Below are 15,625 nucleotides of genomic sequence, written 5' to 3' on the forward strand. Positions count from 1 at the left end.
TCTGATGAAGCGAAGTTTGTGCCTGCCTTCGTTCTGTGAGCGTGTGTCTTTCGACATCAGAGAGAAGTCATTTAAGTCTATCTTCCACTTTAGGTTCAGGCAAGTTAAATGCAGACAAAGAATCACACAGGCCAGCGATCCGACATGCTGCAGGCAGGAGGTCTGGTTGAGCGAATCAAATTCTGTACACACCCCGATCAGGATCCGATTTTGTCTCCCAAAGAATCCGCGATTTCAGATGCATTCTCTCCCCACGCGAGCTATGATCGAAGCCCGACAACCTGAAATTTCTCCTGATGATAATAGAAACTCACACCATGCAATCTCCCGAAACATCCCGCCGCTCGTTTCTGAAAACATCTCTCGCTCTGACCGGAACCTTTCCACTGGTCGCCGGACTGGCCTACGCGGAATCAAAATCGTCCGACAAACCCCTGATGGCCTATGTCGGCACCTTCAGTTCTCCGCTTCAGGATGTGCTCGATACCCAGGTCGACCTGCCGCCTGGCAACGGACGCGGTATTCATCTCTTCCAGGTCGATCGCAAAACGGGAGCGATGACCCCTGCTGGCATTCAGCGGATGGGAACCAGCCCCAGTTGCCTGGCTGTCAACGCGGAAGGCACACGCCTCTATTCGACCAATGAAACTGATCGGGTCGGCCAGGAGAAGCATGGTTCCGTCTCCGCCTTCAAGATCAATCGGGAGGACGGTTCGCTCACACAACTCAACAAGGTCAACTCGGGGGGAGACGGACCGACCTATGTCAGCATCCATCCGTCGGGACGCTATCTGCTGATTGCGAATTATTTCGGCGGTTCGATTTCCGTGCTCCCCATTCTGAAAGACGGCTCACTCGGCGAAGCCACCGATGTCAAAAATGATGCCGGCAAAATCGGTCCCACCACAGCCACGAATGCCCCCGAAGGCAGCTTCGCCTTCAGCGGTCACGATCATACGCACGCCCACATGATTCAGGCCGATCCCTCAGGGCGCTTTGTGTTTCATGTCGATCTGGGCTTGGACAAGATCTACATCTGGAAATTCGATGAAAAAACGGGCAAGCTCACGCCGAATGATCAGGCTGCGATCTCTCTGCCTCCCGGCGACGGACCCCGGCACTTCCACTTCCATCCCAACGGACGCTGGTTCTATTCAATCCAGGAAGAAGGTTCGACGCTGGTCCTCTTCGATTTCGATCCGAAGGCTGGCACACTGACCGCCCGGCAGACCATCTCGACACTGCCGGAAGGTTTCAAAGGCAGCAACTTCTGTTCGGAAATTCTGGTTTCGGAAGACGGGAAGTACGTCTATGCCGGCAACCGTCTGCACGACAGCATCGGCATCTTTTCCGTCGGCACAAACGGCGAACTGACCTGGGTGGCTGATGAATGGACCCGCGGCAATTATCCCCGCAGCTTCAGCTTTGACCCGACCGGCGAATTTCTCTACTGCTGTAACCAGCGGGCCGACAGCGTGGCCGTGTTCAAGGTCGATAAAGCAACAGGCAAGCTGCACTTCACAGGCCACTACGCTGCCGTTGGCAACCCCTCGCACGTTGTCTTTCTGGACCTGGCGAAGCAACCTTGATGCAGGAGTTAATATGATCCAGACTGGATTGCTGAGTTCGTAAGCGAGAAATGAGGAACGATTCATGACCGCTGACAGTGACTCGGAGAAAGCACCTCAGGGCATCAATCGCCGCCGTCTGGTTCTGGATCTGATTGGACTGCCAATCTTATTCGCTCTGTTTATGTTCCTGCCTGCGGGAACATGGACATGGTCGAAAGGCTGGTTCTTTATTCTTTTTCTGCTGGTGGTCGTTTCAGCAGGATTCGTGGTTCTTCAGCGTGTGAATCCGGAAGTCATTGTCGCGAGAAGTCACTTCCACAAAGGAACGAAACACTGGGACAAAATCCTGCTCGGCTTTTACTTTCCATCGATGCTGGCCATCGTCCCCGTGGCGGCTCTGGACGAGAGCCGATTCCACTGGTTTCCAGTCCCATTGTGGGTCTGCATTCTCGGCTACGCTTTACTGCTGGCCGGGATGGTAATCGTCACCTGGGCCGAAGCCGTGAACAAGTTCTTTGAAGTCACCGTGCGGATTCAAACGGACCGCGGGCATGCAGTGATCGACACCGGTCCCTATGCCATCATGCGTCATCCCGGCTATGTCGGGGGAATCCTCACCGCCATCGGCATGCCGCTTTCGTTGGGATCCCTCTGGGCCTTGATTCCGGCGGGAATCGCCTCGCTGGTGTTGATCATACGAACCCACTGGGAAGACCAGACCCTGCAGGCAGAATTAAACGGGTACCAGGAATACGCGAAGTGGGTGCGGTTTAAGCTGATCCCGGGCATCTGGTAACGAAAAAATCATCCGCGGAGACGAGCCGACAGTCTCAGGCAGACCCAAGTACATCTGAAGAATTACCAAATTTCAGGTACCCACACACAAAAAAAACGACGGGAAAGGTGTGACACCATTTCCTGTCGAGGTTTCAGCAGGACGCCAGAATTCACTTGAGAAGTTTTTAGCCAGGTTAAATGAGTAAGTGCACATCAACCGAATTCTCTATTTGATCAGCTCATTCTCCTCGAGCGTCCAGATATTAAAGATAGGCTTTGGCAATGAAATCATTAAGGCTGACTGACTGCATCTGAATATTATGAAACGAAAATCCTAATCGCTCTCAGAAACTCTGCCGGCAACCTTTTTCTCGAACTCTGTCAGGTCCTGCACCCGAGTCAGTGATTCATCTGCGGCTTCCTGCAGTCCGACCAGCACGGTGGCTGAGACGGTTAGTCCGGTGACGAGAAGACCAAGAATAAATATCCCAAGCGTACTCATTTTTCAAAGCTCCTTCCTTGCAAGAGCAGACAGCCGAAGGAAAGTATCGAAGGGACCCAGATTCCTACAAATAATCCTTCTTCCCGCTGGCCACTGAACCAGAGCGCCACTGAAAAGAGGAATGAAATGAAGGCAGCTATAACGAACAGTAGTTTTCCTAGTTTTTTGCGTTTCACAGTTCCTGTAGACCTTTGTGTCGATACAATGCGGAGGAGCTTAACACTCAGCCGTCAGGATCCTCTATAGCGATAATCGATGAGAATGTCGCGATGAATACAATCGCGAATACGACCACGCCAAGTTTGAAGATTTCCAGATCGTCGATGGTTAAGCTTCCTGATTTGAAGAAATTGCTGCCCCGTCTTCTTTTCTAGAACATCAGGCAGATCTGCCAAGTGTTTAATGTGCTGAGAAACGGGACCGGGAAGGATCTATTTCAGGTTAGCGCGTACCAGGACTGCAGGATCAGGTGAAGTTGATTCCACTGCAGGAGAATGGAGTAAACGAGAACTTTGACTGGGGTATTGATTGCAGGAGGAGGAGAATTCTATGATGAGGGTGAAACCATTCTTTGATGGGAAGCCTTGCGCGTGTTGGCCTGTTCTCCCGTCAAAAAAGTTTCAGAAAACTGCAATCAGTCAGCAGGACTGAGTTGGTAAAGCATTCCAGACAGAGGCTGCGCCTTCCTCTGCTCTCTGAATAGAAACGACCTGTGATGGGATTGGCTGGTAAGAAAGTCTGACGTTGAGATAAAACAGCCCGTCAGTCGCCAGACAAATACGATCAGGCACAAGTCTGTGTGAGCTAGCATCTGGCTGCATGACCCCTCAAACGCAAAAACCCGACGGGAAAGGTATTCACACCATTTCCTGTCGGGTTTTCATAGTACCGGAGGCGGGACTTGAACCCGCACGGGGTTTACCCCCACTGGATTTTGAATCCAGCGCGTCTGCCGATTCCGCCACTCCGGCTTGAGAATAAGAGTATATAGTATAACGCTTTATGGAATTCAATGGAAACAGCCAAAAAACTGGGATCCCATTGACTGACTCAAAATGGCCCGTTACCTGAAAAAGGCCTCGAATCAGGCAGCTTCGATGGCTGCTGCCGAGAGCGGGAATTTCAGCGTGAAAGCAGTCCCTTTACCAATGGCACTCTCAACACGGATGCGTCCGTTGTGGGCCTCCATGACCTCTTTGGCCAGTGACAGTCCCAGTCCAGTGCCTCCCTGGCCGTTCTCGTCTGCTTCTTTGGTCGTGTAAAACTGTTCAAAGATATGGTGCAGCTGCTCGGGGGGAATACCAGAACCACTGTCACGCACGATCACCTCTGCCAGGTTCGATTCCGCATTCACTCGCACCGCCAGATCGAGTCTGCCGCCGCCTGGCATCGCCTGACGGGCATTCACGATTAGATTGACAAGCACCTGCTGGATCTGGTTCGGATTCAACGTGACTTCCGGCTGAGCATCGAAATGGGTATGCAGATTGACGCGGTTCATCGTCAGGTCTTTTTCCACAAGGGCGATCACGCTTTTGACCAGCACGACCAGGTCGACCGGTTCCTGGCGACTCTCATTGCCACGGGCATACGAGAGCATGCCGGTGGTGATCTTGGCGGCCCGCTGACCGGCGGAGAGAATTTTGGTAAACGCTTTATCCCGGCGTTCTTCCTCTTTGTGACGCAGGCCCAGCTTCGCGTAGTTGATCACGGTCGTGAGAATATTGTTGAATTCATGCGTGATCGATGAAGCCAGGGCACCCACGGAGCTCATCTTCTGCGCCTGAATGAGCTGCTTCTGGTAATCCTGGACTTGAGCTTCCAGCTCTTTGACGCGGGCTTCAAGATTTTCGACGGTTTGCTGAGTCATAAACCTGACACATCCTTGTGAGGCGAGTGAGTTGTAATTTCGAACACCCATTTGATTCAAGCTGCACTTGAAGCGGGAGAGTGTTTCAGCTGCGCTATCTACCTATAGAATATCGGCTGCCGCAAATCGGCAATCCAGAACCTGAGCAGCCACCTGTTACAGTCGACCAAGAATGAACCCTTCAGGTCCAGTTGTGTAAGCAGGCGAAAACAGGGGGGGATAGAAGGAATGGGTTTGATTCAGGCTTCAATGGCCCCCAATATGTGTGCGTGAAAATACTATACTGTCTGGAGAATGAATCAGAATAGTTTACCGAACGACATCTGCTCGGGAGCAATAGACGCTGGTAACCTACTGCAAAATAGAGGATTACGAAGCGATCATGCTACGGAATCCTGCTGGAAGCCTGGGTACGACATCTTGAACAGACCTGCCAGAGCACCATATCCGCTGTAGTTAAGAAAACCGTGGTTCTTAGCGCAACAGATTCACACATTCAGTCGGAAAAGATTCTGCAATATCGCCAGACTGTGTAAAAGTCCGATATTGACGTTCCGCAGCAGCCTATGTCAGGCAATCTGATTTAAGCGGCAGCCCGCTCTTCGGCGGGACCTTGATCCTGTTGTTCGTCTGCCTGGCTCTGGCGTTGAGCACACTGAATCCGATAGGCGATCTCTTTGGCAATTGCCTGGTTGAAGTTCAGCTGGAACTGCTGATAAGAGAACTGGGCTGCACAGCACCAGCCGATCACGGACTGGCAACGCTGCGGACGGAGCTCCAGCTCGCGCATCGCTGAAATCAGTGAGGCAGAGCTCTGTTCGGCAAAGTGAATTCCACTTCCCAGTCCATGCTGCTCAAAGCAGATGACCGACTGGGCTGCTTCACAGCCTCCAAAGATCACCACCGGTGCACCACAGCTCTGTGCTTCCTGAGCAGACAGATCGAAGTCAACATCCCGGGGACAGATCACCGCTTTACAGAGCCGATACTGATCTCGCAAAACCTGATCATCAACGGCACCGATGATTTCCACCTGTGGTTCATTGTGAACCGCAGCAGGGACCTGTTCTGCCGGAATTCCGATGATCGACAGACTCTGTTTGAGAGCCACACAGGCATCGACGGCCAGTTGTTCCTGCACAGTCCAGGGACCGTCGACAACCAGCAGATAGAAGTCATTCCGTCTTTCATAACCGGAACTGTAAAAATCCGTATCAACGGGGGGGCGTACAAATGAGGTAAAACGATCCCGGTTCTGATTCAAAAGCGTTTTGGTCGGTACGACGAATTCCACCTCAGTCAGTGAGTTGACCAGCTGGTGATCGATGGGCTGCTGGTTACTGGCGATCGGTTCCAGATAGCACATATGCAACTGGTGGTCCTGGCATTTGATCGAGGCGGCTGCTTCGAGGCTCGTGCTGATGATCAGATTCGCCCGGGAGACATCCACTTCCTTATCCGGGGAAAAGCCGGTTCCGAAGCGGGCAATCGTGGAGGAATGAGGCCAGGTCTGATTCAGTGCTTCCCAGATACTATATTCAATGCGCGTATGAGATACGCCTGTGTGCACTAAGATCACACTCATGTTGTTTCCTCCTTGAAACGATGATGAGTCTGAATCAAATCCTGTTGTTATTCTGCCAGCAGCGACTTCACCGCAGAATACGCTTGAGGGAAGCTCAAAGAAGGGGGTGATGTATGTAGTAACTCAAGTCAGACAACAGAGAAAGGACTCAATTTTAGTACCACGGTTGTCAGCCGCAGAACCGATAGAAAAACAGGGGACGACAAGCCAGTTGAGTATCACCGACCGTCTGACGCTGATATTGACAAATCTCGAAAATCTGGTCAATCCGAATCTGCCCGGATTCTATAAGGAAACGAGTGCCTGTCACTTCTTTAAGAGACAGGTACTGCAGAATCCTGATGGGAAATGGGGTGAATCGCTTCAAAATCGGGCGTTGTGTTTCCCTGTTCCGCCTGGTGAATCAGTGCTGCCATTTCCCACGCGGTCACATAATAATATTTCCACTCCGGATGCCGGGCTGCTTCGCGGCGCAATTCTGCATGAAAAGCCTCCGTTTCCGGTCCCAGCAGAGTCTCCAGATTACCAGGTTTGGCGCCATGTGTGTGCAACTTGATAAAGGTCCAGTCGGGTCGTCCTGCCACATGCACATCTGCCGCCAGCCAGTGCCGGAAACGTGAGATCGTCGCCGGACGACCACCATGCAGGTCCGAGTTCTCAATCCCGGGCATGAATCCCCATTTCCGTTGATTCCAGTCGAGTCCCAACGGTCCCTGGATCATCAGCAGGCTGTCCCGCTTGGGAGTCTGACCAACGTGCGCGAGCGTTCCTGCATCGTGTGATTTACATTTGCCGGGCAGATTCTTCGCATAATAGATGCTGTTGATGATACGTGTCTGGGTATCGCTGGGAGCCGAAGGCATCGTCAGGTCGGCATAGCAGCCCGTTTCCAGCAGCACATCGATTTCATTTTCGACCCCGCACCAGCGACCATCCGGACGCGAGTTACACAGGGCCCAGTTTCCATGAATGAAGCTGTAGAGAATCTCTCCCGTTGCGGGATCCTTGCGCAGCAGTCCATGTCGTTCGTAAAGCGTCTTGCGAAAATCATTCATTTTCTGACGCAGCCCCTCGGCCGTGTCGTTGTCGTGGTGCAGGTGGATCTCCACATCGCCGAATCCCTGTTTACAGAGTCGCGCCAGACGATCCAGGTACTCGGGCTGATACTGATCCTGCGGAAAGAAGAACGTATGCTGAGGCACCTGTCCGCGCGAATCACTGAAACGCGAGAAGCGGGCCGGATATTCTTCACACCAGCGGTCGACACGGGCGATCGCTTCCGCTTTCTGGGGATGTCCCCATTCCGGTTCATAGTGATCGCAAACCGCGATGAAAATATGCCGGGGCTGTACCGGAGTAAATCTGACCGGCCGATCCTGCCTCTTCTGAAACAGATAAGCGGGCAACCAGTACTGCATGTTCCGGGCACGAATTGCCAGGGAAACGAAACCGACGCACGCCATCACCAGCAGGCTGAGCATCGCGATACAGGCAAACAGAAATGTATTCATGACGGATTATCTTTATGAATGATGAGAGGGGATATTATTCTCAATGGTTTCCGGATCGATGTCGCTCTGCTGTTCCAGCGGAAACCCTTCATCGACAGGCACCACGCGGGTGGCACTGCGTTCGGTCCGTTCCCAGGTGCCGGTCTGTCGCGTGAAGAGCCAGCGGAACAGGCCGATTCCCAGTGCCAGGTTCATCTGCACGAACATGCCGGGGACCCGACAGAGTTTACGGAGCACGCCCCCTCGATTCGCGAGTTTCATACCCACAAAGGCAGACAGATAAAACAGTCCCTGGCCCAGTAATGTGACCTGGTAGAGTGTCTGGTTCAACAGGCACAGATTCGCCAACAACGCCACGGTCATGAAGACCGGACAGAACCAACGCAACAGTTTATGTGACCAGAAGGCAAATGCGATGTATCCATATCGAGGACTCAACAGTCCCTTCAGGTGTCGTAAACTCTGAAATCCGCCGGTACCAATGCGGACACGACGTTTGAATTCTGCCTGTACCGAAGTAGCAGATTCCTCGGTTGCGAAGGCACTGCCGTCATAGATCAGACGTTGCCCCATCAGATGGACCCGCATCCCAATCAGGAAATCATCGATGATCGTTTCTGGTGGAATGGGCATGTAGATCGACTTGCGTAAGGCATACAGTGCACCGTTTACGCCCAGTACGGCTCCGAGGTTCGTTTCACACTGTTTCAGGAAGTTTTCATATTTCCAATACAGGCCATCCACATTTTTTCCCGTCTCTGAATCTTCGAGAATCAACTGCCCACAGACACCGCCGATGGTTTCATCGTCAAAGTGACGTACCAGTTGTTTGAGGCACTGTGGATCCATGTGCGTATTGGCATCAGAGAAGACCAGGATTTCACCGCGGGCCGCCGGTACACAGTCATTCAAGACCGATGACTTGCCCCGGCGTTCTTCGAACTGCAGCAGGCGCACGCGGTCATCGTCATACATGGTGACCAGTTCGCCGGTCAGGTCTTCGTTCCCGTCGCAGCCGATCAGGACCTCAAGTTTGTCGGCAGGGTAGTCCAGCTGCGCAAGATTATTCAAACGATCGAGAATGACATTCTCTTCCCGATAGGCGGCGATAATAATCGACACAAAGGGGAGTTCGCCCGTCGTTGTCGTTTCGCCCTGATTGCTTGTGAATTCTTCCGCGCGTCGGGAATGACGCCTTGAGAGCAGCCAGATCAGCAGTGGATAGCCGACATAAGCGTAGGCGATCAACGCGACGGATCCCCAGAAGAGGCTGATGAAGACTGTGGATGTCATGGTGCCACCTTTGGCTGATGTTGTTTGTAGGGGAGTTCGGCCTGATTGATTTCTGGTCTGCTGACGGGTTCCGACTCCTGATGAACCTTAATCACTTTTGCAGGAATCCCGCCGACAGTGGTGTGTGCTGCGACGTCTTTCACCACAACCGCATTCGCCCCGATCTTCGAGTGCGAGCCAATTTCCACCGCACCAATCACCTTGGCTCCCGCACCGATAAAGATGTCCGATCCCAGTCGAGGAGATGTGTTGCGTTCCGCGCCGATGGTCACCTGGTGTTCCAGTTTGATGTCATCGCCGGCCTTGACCGAGCCGTTAATCACGATTCCCTGGCTGTGGATGATCACCAGGCGGCGACCAAAATCCGCACCGCGTCCAATGATGCACTGGCAGAAGATCGCATTGCATTTGTTGAAGATCATGGCCAGCGGCGCCAGCTTCCAGGCACTCGCCCACTGCATCAGGCGATACCAGAGCATCGCCATCGTGCCGTCGGTCAGGCACGTTTTCAGCAGGCTCCGCGCAGTCACACTGCCGTAGCACCATTCTGATTTTGCTTTCAGATCTTCCCAGAATTTCATGTTCAGCCCATTTCGATTCGAATTAATCAGATCCGGTGATGGACCAGCTGGTTTAACAGTTCCGCCAGTTGTCCTGCCTGGTGTTCCCGCTGGAACTGATCCCGTTTTTCCGGGTGAGGCATCGGTGAGACCGTTTGGCCACTCAGACGATTGACCAACCAGTGAGCAAGTTTGTTCGTTTCGCTGGCACGGAAATTCCCCTCCGGCCAAAAGTCCTGCAGGACGCCCGCCGTTTCTCCCGCGGGGGTGATCGACAGGATTTCCCGCTGGATTGCCAGGTATTCAAACAGCTTGGCTGGAGCCACACGATCGGCGCCTTCCACATCGCTGAGCAGCAGGCAGAGTGCATCCGCGGCTGCCATCTTTTTCAAGGCTTCGTGGTGGGCACAGTAGTCTTCGCAAATCAACGTGCAGTCCGTCTGGTTCAGACGATCCAGGATTTCCCGCTGTTCGGGAGTCTTTCTACCAATCACCTGCAGTTCCAGATGTTTCAGGATCGCAGGCTGTGACTGATGTACGGCTTCAATCGCCCGCACCAGTGGTTCAATCGTGGTCAGATTCCAGAGCGTTCCCGTATAGACAATCCGAAACTTTCTGCCACTCTCTGGTGAATAGGTCGATGTCGGCTCATGCGGCGTGTCAAAGTCATCCGGATCGTAGCCGTTATAGATACACTGGCCGACAGGCGAGGCTCCAAACTGCTCCGCCCGGTCCAGCAGACGCTGCGTACTGGCCTTCGTGGTAGCGACAATCGCGTCTGAGTGACGCATGACTTTTTTCTGCAGACGGGTCTGAATCAGATCCGAGATCCGGTCCCGCTGATGGTTCTCCAGGTATTTGCTGCTCAGATCCCACTCGTCACGGAAATCCGAAATCAGTGGCAGGTGGAATATTTTTTTGAGTTTGCTGGCCAGGATCAGGTTCGAATAGGGCGGGGCGGTCGCCAGGATGGCATCGTGGGGGACCCGCTTCAACAGCCGCTTACCGGCCTTGAGTGCATTCGGATACCAGAGAATCTGCGCGTCGGGCTGCAGCAGCATTCCCGCACCCGCTTTGACCACCTTTTTGCAGGATGACTTGAGCGAACCTGACAGGCTCACTTTCTGCGCCCCTACCTGCTTCTGGGCCATATTCTTCTTGAGTGTGTAGTCCGGTTCCCAGGTCCGGGCCTTTTCCAGATGTGTGTTCTCAGGAATATCGACCAGGAGGCTGTTATCGAACACCGGTACCGAAGGATTTGCAGCCATCAGCACGCTCACATCCCAGCCGAACTGCTTCAGGTATTTCACAAACTTGACGGGACGCTGTACGCCGGCACCGCCAACCGGGGGGAAATGATAGCTCACCAGCAGCAGTCGTTTACGTGACTCCTGTGGACGCGGCTGTTCTCCCGAATCGGACAGATCGACAGGTTGAGAGAGGATGGTAGACATAAATCAGAAATTCCTTTGTATACTCTCAGGCAGAAGCCCGTTGTTTGACTGGCGCTGGTTTCGTACCGGAAGCAAGCCAGTGGCTGACTCCCAGGGAGCGGATATCATATTGTGTGTGTTCCGAAAGCTGACGGACCGCTTCAATCGCGTAGGGGTGATTGTCGTGCATCAGGCAGAAATTCCCTGCCCGCGGCTGAAAGCGTTCGCACCACTGGTTGATTTGTGAGTTTTCAGTCATCTGGTAATCCCGCGGATCGGTATCCCAGAGCACGATGGTTTTGTGACGCCGCCAGAGCCCCAGCATTTTGCCCGCGGTCAGTTTTCCTTTAGGAGGCCGCACCAGGCGCGGAATGCTGCCGGTGATATCACTCAGAATCCGATCTGTCTGATCGATCTCTGCCAGAAACTGTCTGGCTGTCGTTTGTGCAGGCTCGCTGTGAGTCAGGGTGTGATTGCCGATTTCGTGCCCCTCCTGAACCATCCGCTGGATGATTTCGGGGTGACGCTGTGCCTGGACGCCGATCACAAAAAAAGTCGCCTGTTGCTGATACTGCAGCAGCAGATCCAGCAGGCGGGGGGTGTACTCCGGATGCGGACCATCATCGAAGGTCAACGCCAGCGGTACGGGCGCCTGCAAGTGGGAACCCGCTTGTGTCTCTGATGACAGAACCGGATGGGGAGACGTACCTTGAACCAGAAACAGTCGCCGTGGGACGACTGCAGTCAGCGAACGCTTAATCAACTGGCGAATCTGGTTCATGTTCGAATTTCAAACTGGTTGTCTGAGTTTTCTGTTTTTACGACGGTAGGACGATCGCGATTTCTGCTGTTCTGTTAAACCGGCTGAATACCGCGTACTGCAGTCAGACAAAATCTGACTGAGCTGCACAGCGGACTCCTGCCAGGTCAAAGGTTCGAAAACCCGTTGCTCCGGAATCGCAGGCACCGCCAGCATGCCCGACAGGGCGTCTGCCAGCAGCTGCGGGTTGTTCGGAGTCACCAGCCGATCCTGGAGGGGATCGGCGATCTCCGGAATCCCGCCCACGCGACTGGCCACGAAACGGCTTCCGCAGGAAATCGCTTCCAGCAGCACATTGGGAACCCCTTCTGAAAGGCTGGGCAGGGCAACGACATCAGCGGCCCGATACCAGTCTGCCAGTCGGGACTGTGGTTGTGATCCCTGCAACTGGAAATACTTGTCTAATCCATACTCTGTTACTTTCTGGCTCAAACGGGAATGTAATGAGCCGTTACCTAAAACATAGCATGTAAATGGAGGCCCCTGCTTACTTATTTTCTTACAGGCTTCCAGCAGAACCGTATGTCCTTTCACGGGTTCCAGTCGTCCCACGCTGACGATTACTTTGCGATCAGGATCCAGTCCCAGCCGTTCGCGGGCCGCCCGTTGATCACCGGGGCAGAAGCGACTGCGGTCCACGCCACGGTAGACTGTATGAATCTTCTCAGGATGAATCTGCAGCTTTTGCACCGCGGCTTCGATGTCCTGGCTCACCGTGATCACAGCATCCGACTGCTGCAGGACCGATTGAATCGCCCGCCGACGATGTCGATTTTGGGTCAACAGCAAGACATCGCTGCCTCCCGTCATGACGACCGCGGGAATTCCGTGTTCGCGGGCTGCCCTGACGGCGACCTCTCCATCCGGGTGCAGCCAGTACGACAGAATTACGTCCGGTTGAAACCGGGCGATAGCCCGATTCAAAGTCGATCGGATCGACCAGTACAGGAACTGGCCGTAATGCTGATGCAGCATTTTCGGCGGGTAATAGAACCGCGGATAATCAACGCGCATTCCGTTAGCCGCTTCAAAAGGCAGCCAGTCGGGATCGAGTCGAGCCTTATGCCTGACCCGGGAAGAACACTCCTCCACCCAGGCGACCGGCGAGATCACATGGGTTTGGTGAAGTTCTCCCAGGGACTGCAGCATCGCAGCGTTAAACGTCCCTTTTCCCGGGTGCTGGGAATTCGGAAACACATTAGATAAGAACAGGATTTTCATAAGTCGTCCATCTTTCGATAGTCAATGCGCTACTGTTGGGCCAGCTTACCTGCTGCCCAGTTTTCCATATCGCACCAGTTGTCGCAGACCGGTATAGATTCCCGTGGTTTTCAACAGGTTTCGGGCTGTCTGATCAATCCAGCAGGAAGCGTTCAGATAGCAGAGCAGGTTTTTGTTTTTTAATGTTTTGGGAAGCAGTAAGATGGCACCGCTATGGGTCAGCTCGGAACTGTAGCGCTGCTTATATTGGGCATCGCCTTCACCGAAATCATAAGTGCGGGGCGAGTCGTACTCCGTCAGATCTTCCAGGATCAGTAACAACAGTGTTTCACCCGGTGAATCGCTGGCATAATCCAGGTCAAACCCGAATTCGAGATCGTTGAAGATTCCCTGGAACTGGTTACTGATTTTGAACGCTACCGGGCGATCCCCGTCCATCAGCAGATAAGAACGCAGGGCACCGTGCAACGCGTAGAACATCAACTCGCTGACTTCCTGATCATTATTTTTGACACGTAGCCCCAGTCGTTGACTCTGCCATGAGTTTTTCGAAACCTGGTGAGCTGCACTCAGAAAGTCGGCAATCTGGTCTGGCTCCGTGATCCGCACCAGCTTGAGATGGCTGTTATCCCGGATCATTTTGCGATGCTTACGACGTGATTTGGACCGGAACTGATTCCAGTAGTCAGCTGCATTTTCCGGGAACCGGATCAGGCTGCGCGGCTGGTATCCCGTATGGGAATAGGTCAGGCAGCGTCCCTCTAGCCGATCCAGACAGGCTTTCACAGGCGAGTCGAGATGGACATCTTCCAGAAACAGAAATGTCGCATGTTGCTGCTGAAAGAATTTTAATGTGGTTTCCAGCAGGAATTCGAGAAACGCGGAATCATCCTGGTATGCCTGCTGCAGTAGAAACCCGTTTCCCTTTAAATAATAACCTTGCAGCACTCGTGCCGGCCCTATACCACGCAGCGTCTTCGTACTGAGATTTTTCGGACAACAGATACCCGCTGCAACCAGCGTCCCCTGGTGACGGCAAAACATCACGTAACTGGGGCGATCCGGAAACGACTTCTGTAACTGCGGTTGCAGATACAGCAGGTAATCCGGGTGATGGTTCAATAGTGCGTGTGGATCCTGTTCAAACAGTGCCAGCCAGTCCTGATAGAACCGGGACATCGGTTGCAGGTCTTCCATCTGCACGGCATGGAAACTGATTTGGAGATCATCAAACGGCGCGGCTTGTTCTATTTCCGGGTCGAGAGACAGATCGTGGTGAGTACAGGTTAAATTCATATTCATGGCGGGTTCACTTAACTTGTAGATTCAAAATCTGTTGATACAGGATTTCGTAGTCCTTAATCATTGAACGCACATTGAAGTGCTGTTCGACACGTTCGCGGGCCGACTGGCCCATGGTCAGCCACTTCTGAGGCTGAGTACACATTTGACAGATGGCTTCCGCAAGCAGCGACGCATTCGCCGCGGGGACCAGCAGTCCGGTTTCCGGTTGCTGGACAATCTCCGGATTTCCACCGACGGCCGTCGCCACAATCGGTAGTCCAACTGACATCGCTTCCAGCAGGGTCAGTGAAATTCCTTCTGTCAGAGAAGAAGAAACGTAAAAGCCGGCTTGAGTCAGCAGGTCAGGGATGTCATTCCGCTCTCCCAGGAAACGCACATGGGATTCCAGGTTGAGTTCAATTGTGATCTGTTCCAGTTTCGCGCGTTCGGGACCATCTCCTACGATTATCAGCTCGAATTCAGGAATCGAATCAACGACCAGCCGCACCGCTTGCAGCATCGTTGCAAGATCCTTTTCAGGCGACAGACGCGAGACAGTAATCGCCCGCATCTCTGCCGCCGGTCCGGAAAAGGCAAACCGATCCACGTCGATCCCATTCCAGATGCGGGTCACTTTACGCTCATTCAACCAGCCCACTGAGCGACAGCGGTCTCCTGTGTCGTCCGAGACAGGAATCACGCGATTCGCCAGGCGGCTGGCCAGCGCAAACTGCAGCCGCTCGTTAAAGGTCTCTCCGAAGCGGCGACCATGACGCGTCTGAATGATCGCGGGGATCCCGGCGAGACGTCCGGCCAGTGTGCCGTAAAAGTGAGGGTACGCATTGTGCGTGTGCAGCAGGTCGTAGTTCTTCTCCAGCAAGAATTCCTTCAACTGACGGATGCGTCCCAGCTTACCCGAGGCAGTCAACGGAAAGGGAATGACGGGACATCCCAGCTTCTGGATTTCTTCCGCAGGAGCTCCCATCTCTCCCAGCGCGACGAATTCGAGTTCGAACTCCGCTGCATTATGGAACCGGGCAAAATCAACCAGCAAACGTTCCAGTCCGCCCGTGCACAGAGTCAGGCTCAGATGACAGACCCGGAGCCGCGCTGCCGATTTCTGAGTCGCGGCATTGGTTTCGTTGCTGGAATTGATTTCGATGGTGCTCATGTTATTTTCATTCATAAGAGATTGATT

General features: G+C 53.5%; 13 protein-coding genes and 1 tRNA gene. 2 read left to right on the forward strand and 12 right to left on the reverse strand.

What is annotated here, in order from left to right:
* Nucleotides 1-317: 317 nt before the first annotated feature.
* Together RID21_RS07015 and RID21_RS07020 are read left to right on the forward strand one after the other, a co-directional pair.
* Nucleotides 318-1,589: a lactonase family protein gene (locus RID21_RS07015; RefSeq protein ID WP_350187948.1), complete on the forward strand. Its 1,272-nt coding sequence runs from the start codon at nucleotides 318-320 to the stop codon at nucleotides 1,587-1,589.
* Nucleotides 1,590-1,653: 64 nt separating this feature from the next.
* Nucleotides 1,654-2,367, forward strand: a complete 714-nt coding sequence (locus tag RID21_RS07020) for a methyltransferase family protein (RefSeq protein WP_350187949.1) — start codon at nucleotides 1,654-1,656, stop codon at nucleotides 2,365-2,367.
* Nucleotides 2,368-2,682: 315 nt separating this feature from the next.
* Here RID21_RS07020 and RID21_RS07025 read toward each other — a convergent pair whose 3' ends face one another.
* From RID21_RS07025 to RID21_RS07080, 12 genes are all read right to left on the reverse strand, one after another.
* Nucleotides 2,683-2,850 carry a hypothetical protein gene (locus RID21_RS07025; protein ID WP_350187950.1) on the reverse strand — a complete coding sequence of 56 codons (168 nt, stop codon included), beginning with the start codon at nucleotides 2,848-2,850 and terminating at the stop codon, nucleotides 2,683-2,685.
* An 886-nt stretch (nucleotides 2,851-3,736) separates the two neighbouring features.
* Nucleotides 3,737-3,821: transfer RNA gene (locus RID21_RS07030), tRNA-Leu, on the reverse strand.
* Nucleotides 3,822-3,934: 113 nt separating this feature from the next.
* Nucleotides 3,935-4,720 carry a sensor histidine kinase gene (locus tag RID21_RS07035; protein WP_350187951.1) on the reverse strand — a complete coding sequence of 262 codons (786 nt, stop codon included), beginning with the start codon at nucleotides 4,718-4,720 and terminating at the stop codon, nucleotides 3,935-3,937.
* A 583-nt stretch (nucleotides 4,721-5,303) separates the two neighbouring features.
* The gene (locus RID21_RS07040; RefSeq protein ID WP_350187952.1) at nucleotides 5,304-6,305 is read right to left on the reverse strand and encodes a glycosyltransferase; all 1,002 of its coding nucleotides are present in this window, start codon (nucleotides 6,303-6,305) and stop codon (nucleotides 5,304-5,306) included.
* Nucleotides 6,306-6,619: 314 nt separating this feature from the next.
* On the reverse strand, nucleotides 6,620-7,816 hold the full coding sequence (locus tag RID21_RS07045) for a hypothetical protein (protein WP_350187953.1): 1,197 nt from the start codon (nucleotides 7,814-7,816) through the stop codon (nucleotides 6,620-6,622).
* 12 nt (nucleotides 7,817-7,828) lie between these two features.
* Nucleotides 7,829-9,109 carry a glycosyltransferase family 2 protein gene (locus RID21_RS07050; protein WP_350187954.1) on the reverse strand — a complete coding sequence of 427 codons (1,281 nt, stop codon included), beginning with the start codon at nucleotides 9,107-9,109 and terminating at the stop codon, nucleotides 7,829-7,831.
* Nucleotides 9,106-9,690 carry a serine O-acetyltransferase gene (locus tag RID21_RS07055; RefSeq protein ID WP_145185903.1) on the reverse strand — a complete coding sequence of 195 codons (585 nt, stop codon included), beginning with the start codon at nucleotides 9,688-9,690 and terminating at the stop codon, nucleotides 9,106-9,108. Before RID21_RS07055 ends, RID21_RS07050 begins: the two co-directional genes overlap by 4 nt.
* A 26-nt stretch (nucleotides 9,691-9,716) precedes the next feature.
* Nucleotides 9,717-11,123, reverse strand: coding sequence for a glycosyltransferase family protein (locus RID21_RS07060; protein WP_350187955.1), 1,407 nt, complete (start codon nucleotides 11,121-11,123; stop codon nucleotides 9,717-9,719).
* Nucleotides 11,124-11,148: 25 nt separating this feature from the next.
* Nucleotides 11,149-11,883 carry a polysaccharide deacetylase family protein gene (locus RID21_RS07065; protein WP_350187956.1) on the reverse strand — a complete coding sequence of 245 codons (735 nt, stop codon included), beginning with the start codon at nucleotides 11,881-11,883 and terminating at the stop codon, nucleotides 11,149-11,151.
* A gap of 9 nt (nucleotides 11,884-11,892) precedes the next feature.
* Nucleotides 11,893-13,143 carry a glycosyltransferase gene (locus RID21_RS07070; protein ID WP_350187957.1) on the reverse strand — a complete coding sequence of 417 codons (1,251 nt, stop codon included), beginning with the start codon at nucleotides 13,141-13,143 and terminating at the stop codon, nucleotides 11,893-11,895.
* A 45-nt stretch (nucleotides 13,144-13,188) separates the two neighbouring features.
* Nucleotides 13,189-14,445 (reverse strand): GNAT family N-acetyltransferase, encoded by a 1,257-nt coding sequence (locus RID21_RS07075; protein WP_350187958.1) that lies wholly within the window; start codon nucleotides 14,443-14,445, stop codon nucleotides 13,189-13,191.
* A 7-nt stretch (nucleotides 14,446-14,452) separates the two neighbouring features.
* Complete coding sequence (locus tag RID21_RS07080) at nucleotides 14,453-15,598, reverse strand: glycosyltransferase (RefSeq protein ID WP_350187959.1); 1,146 nt, start codon at nucleotides 15,596-15,598, stop codon at nucleotides 14,453-14,455.
* Nucleotides 15,599-15,625 lie beyond the last annotated feature (27 nt).

Origin of the sequence: Gimesia sp. (assembly GCF_040219335.1) — a bacterium.
Lineage (GTDB): Bacteria > Planctomycetota > Planctomycetia > Planctomycetales > Planctomycetaceae > Gimesia.

Excerpts from the sequence above, each read along its gene's own strand:
- RID21_RS07015 (WP_350187948.1), top strand. The coding sequence starts at position 318 with ATGCAATCTCCCGAAACATCCCGCCGCTCGTTTCTGAAAACATCTCTC.
- RID21_RS07020 (WP_350187949.1), top strand. The coding sequence starts at position 1,654 with ATGACCGCTGACAGTGACTCGGAGAAAGCACCTCAGGGCATCAATCGC.
- RID21_RS07025 (WP_350187950.1), bottom strand. The coding sequence starts at position 2,850 with ATGAGTACGCTTGGGATATTTATTCTTGGTCTTCTCGTCACCGGACTA.
- RID21_RS07035 (WP_350187951.1), bottom strand. The coding sequence starts at position 4,720 with ATGACTCAGCAAACCGTCGAAAATCTTGAAGCCCGCGTCAAAGAGCTG.
- RID21_RS07040 (WP_350187952.1), bottom strand. The coding sequence starts at position 6,305 with ATGAGTGTGATCTTAGTGCACACAGGCGTATCTCATACGCGCATTGAA.
- RID21_RS07045 (WP_350187953.1), bottom strand. The coding sequence starts at position 7,816 with ATGAATACATTTCTGTTTGCCTGTATCGCGATGCTCAGCCTGCTGGTG.
- RID21_RS07050 (WP_350187954.1), bottom strand. The coding sequence starts at position 9,109 with ATGACATCCACAGTCTTCATCAGCCTCTTCTGGGGATCCGTCGCGTTG.
- RID21_RS07055 (WP_145185903.1), bottom strand. The coding sequence starts at position 9,690 with ATGAAATTCTGGGAAGATCTGAAAGCAAAATCAGAATGGTGCTACGGC.
- RID21_RS07060 (WP_350187955.1), bottom strand. The coding sequence starts at position 11,123 with ATGTCTACCATCCTCTCTCAACCTGTCGATCTGTCCGATTCGGGAGAA.
- RID21_RS07065 (WP_350187956.1), bottom strand. The coding sequence starts at position 11,883 with ATGAACCAGATTCGCCAGTTGATTAAGCGTTCGCTGACTGCAGTCGTC.
- RID21_RS07070 (WP_350187957.1), bottom strand. The coding sequence starts at position 13,143 with ATGAAAATCCTGTTCTTATCTAATGTGTTTCCGAATTCCCAGCACCCG.
- RID21_RS07075 (WP_350187958.1), bottom strand. The coding sequence starts at position 14,445 with ATGAATATGAATTTAACCTGTACTCACCACGATCTGTCTCTCGACCCG.
- RID21_RS07080 (WP_350187959.1), bottom strand. The coding sequence starts at position 15,598 with ATGAGCACCATCGAAATCAATTCCAGCAACGAAACCAATGCCGCGACT.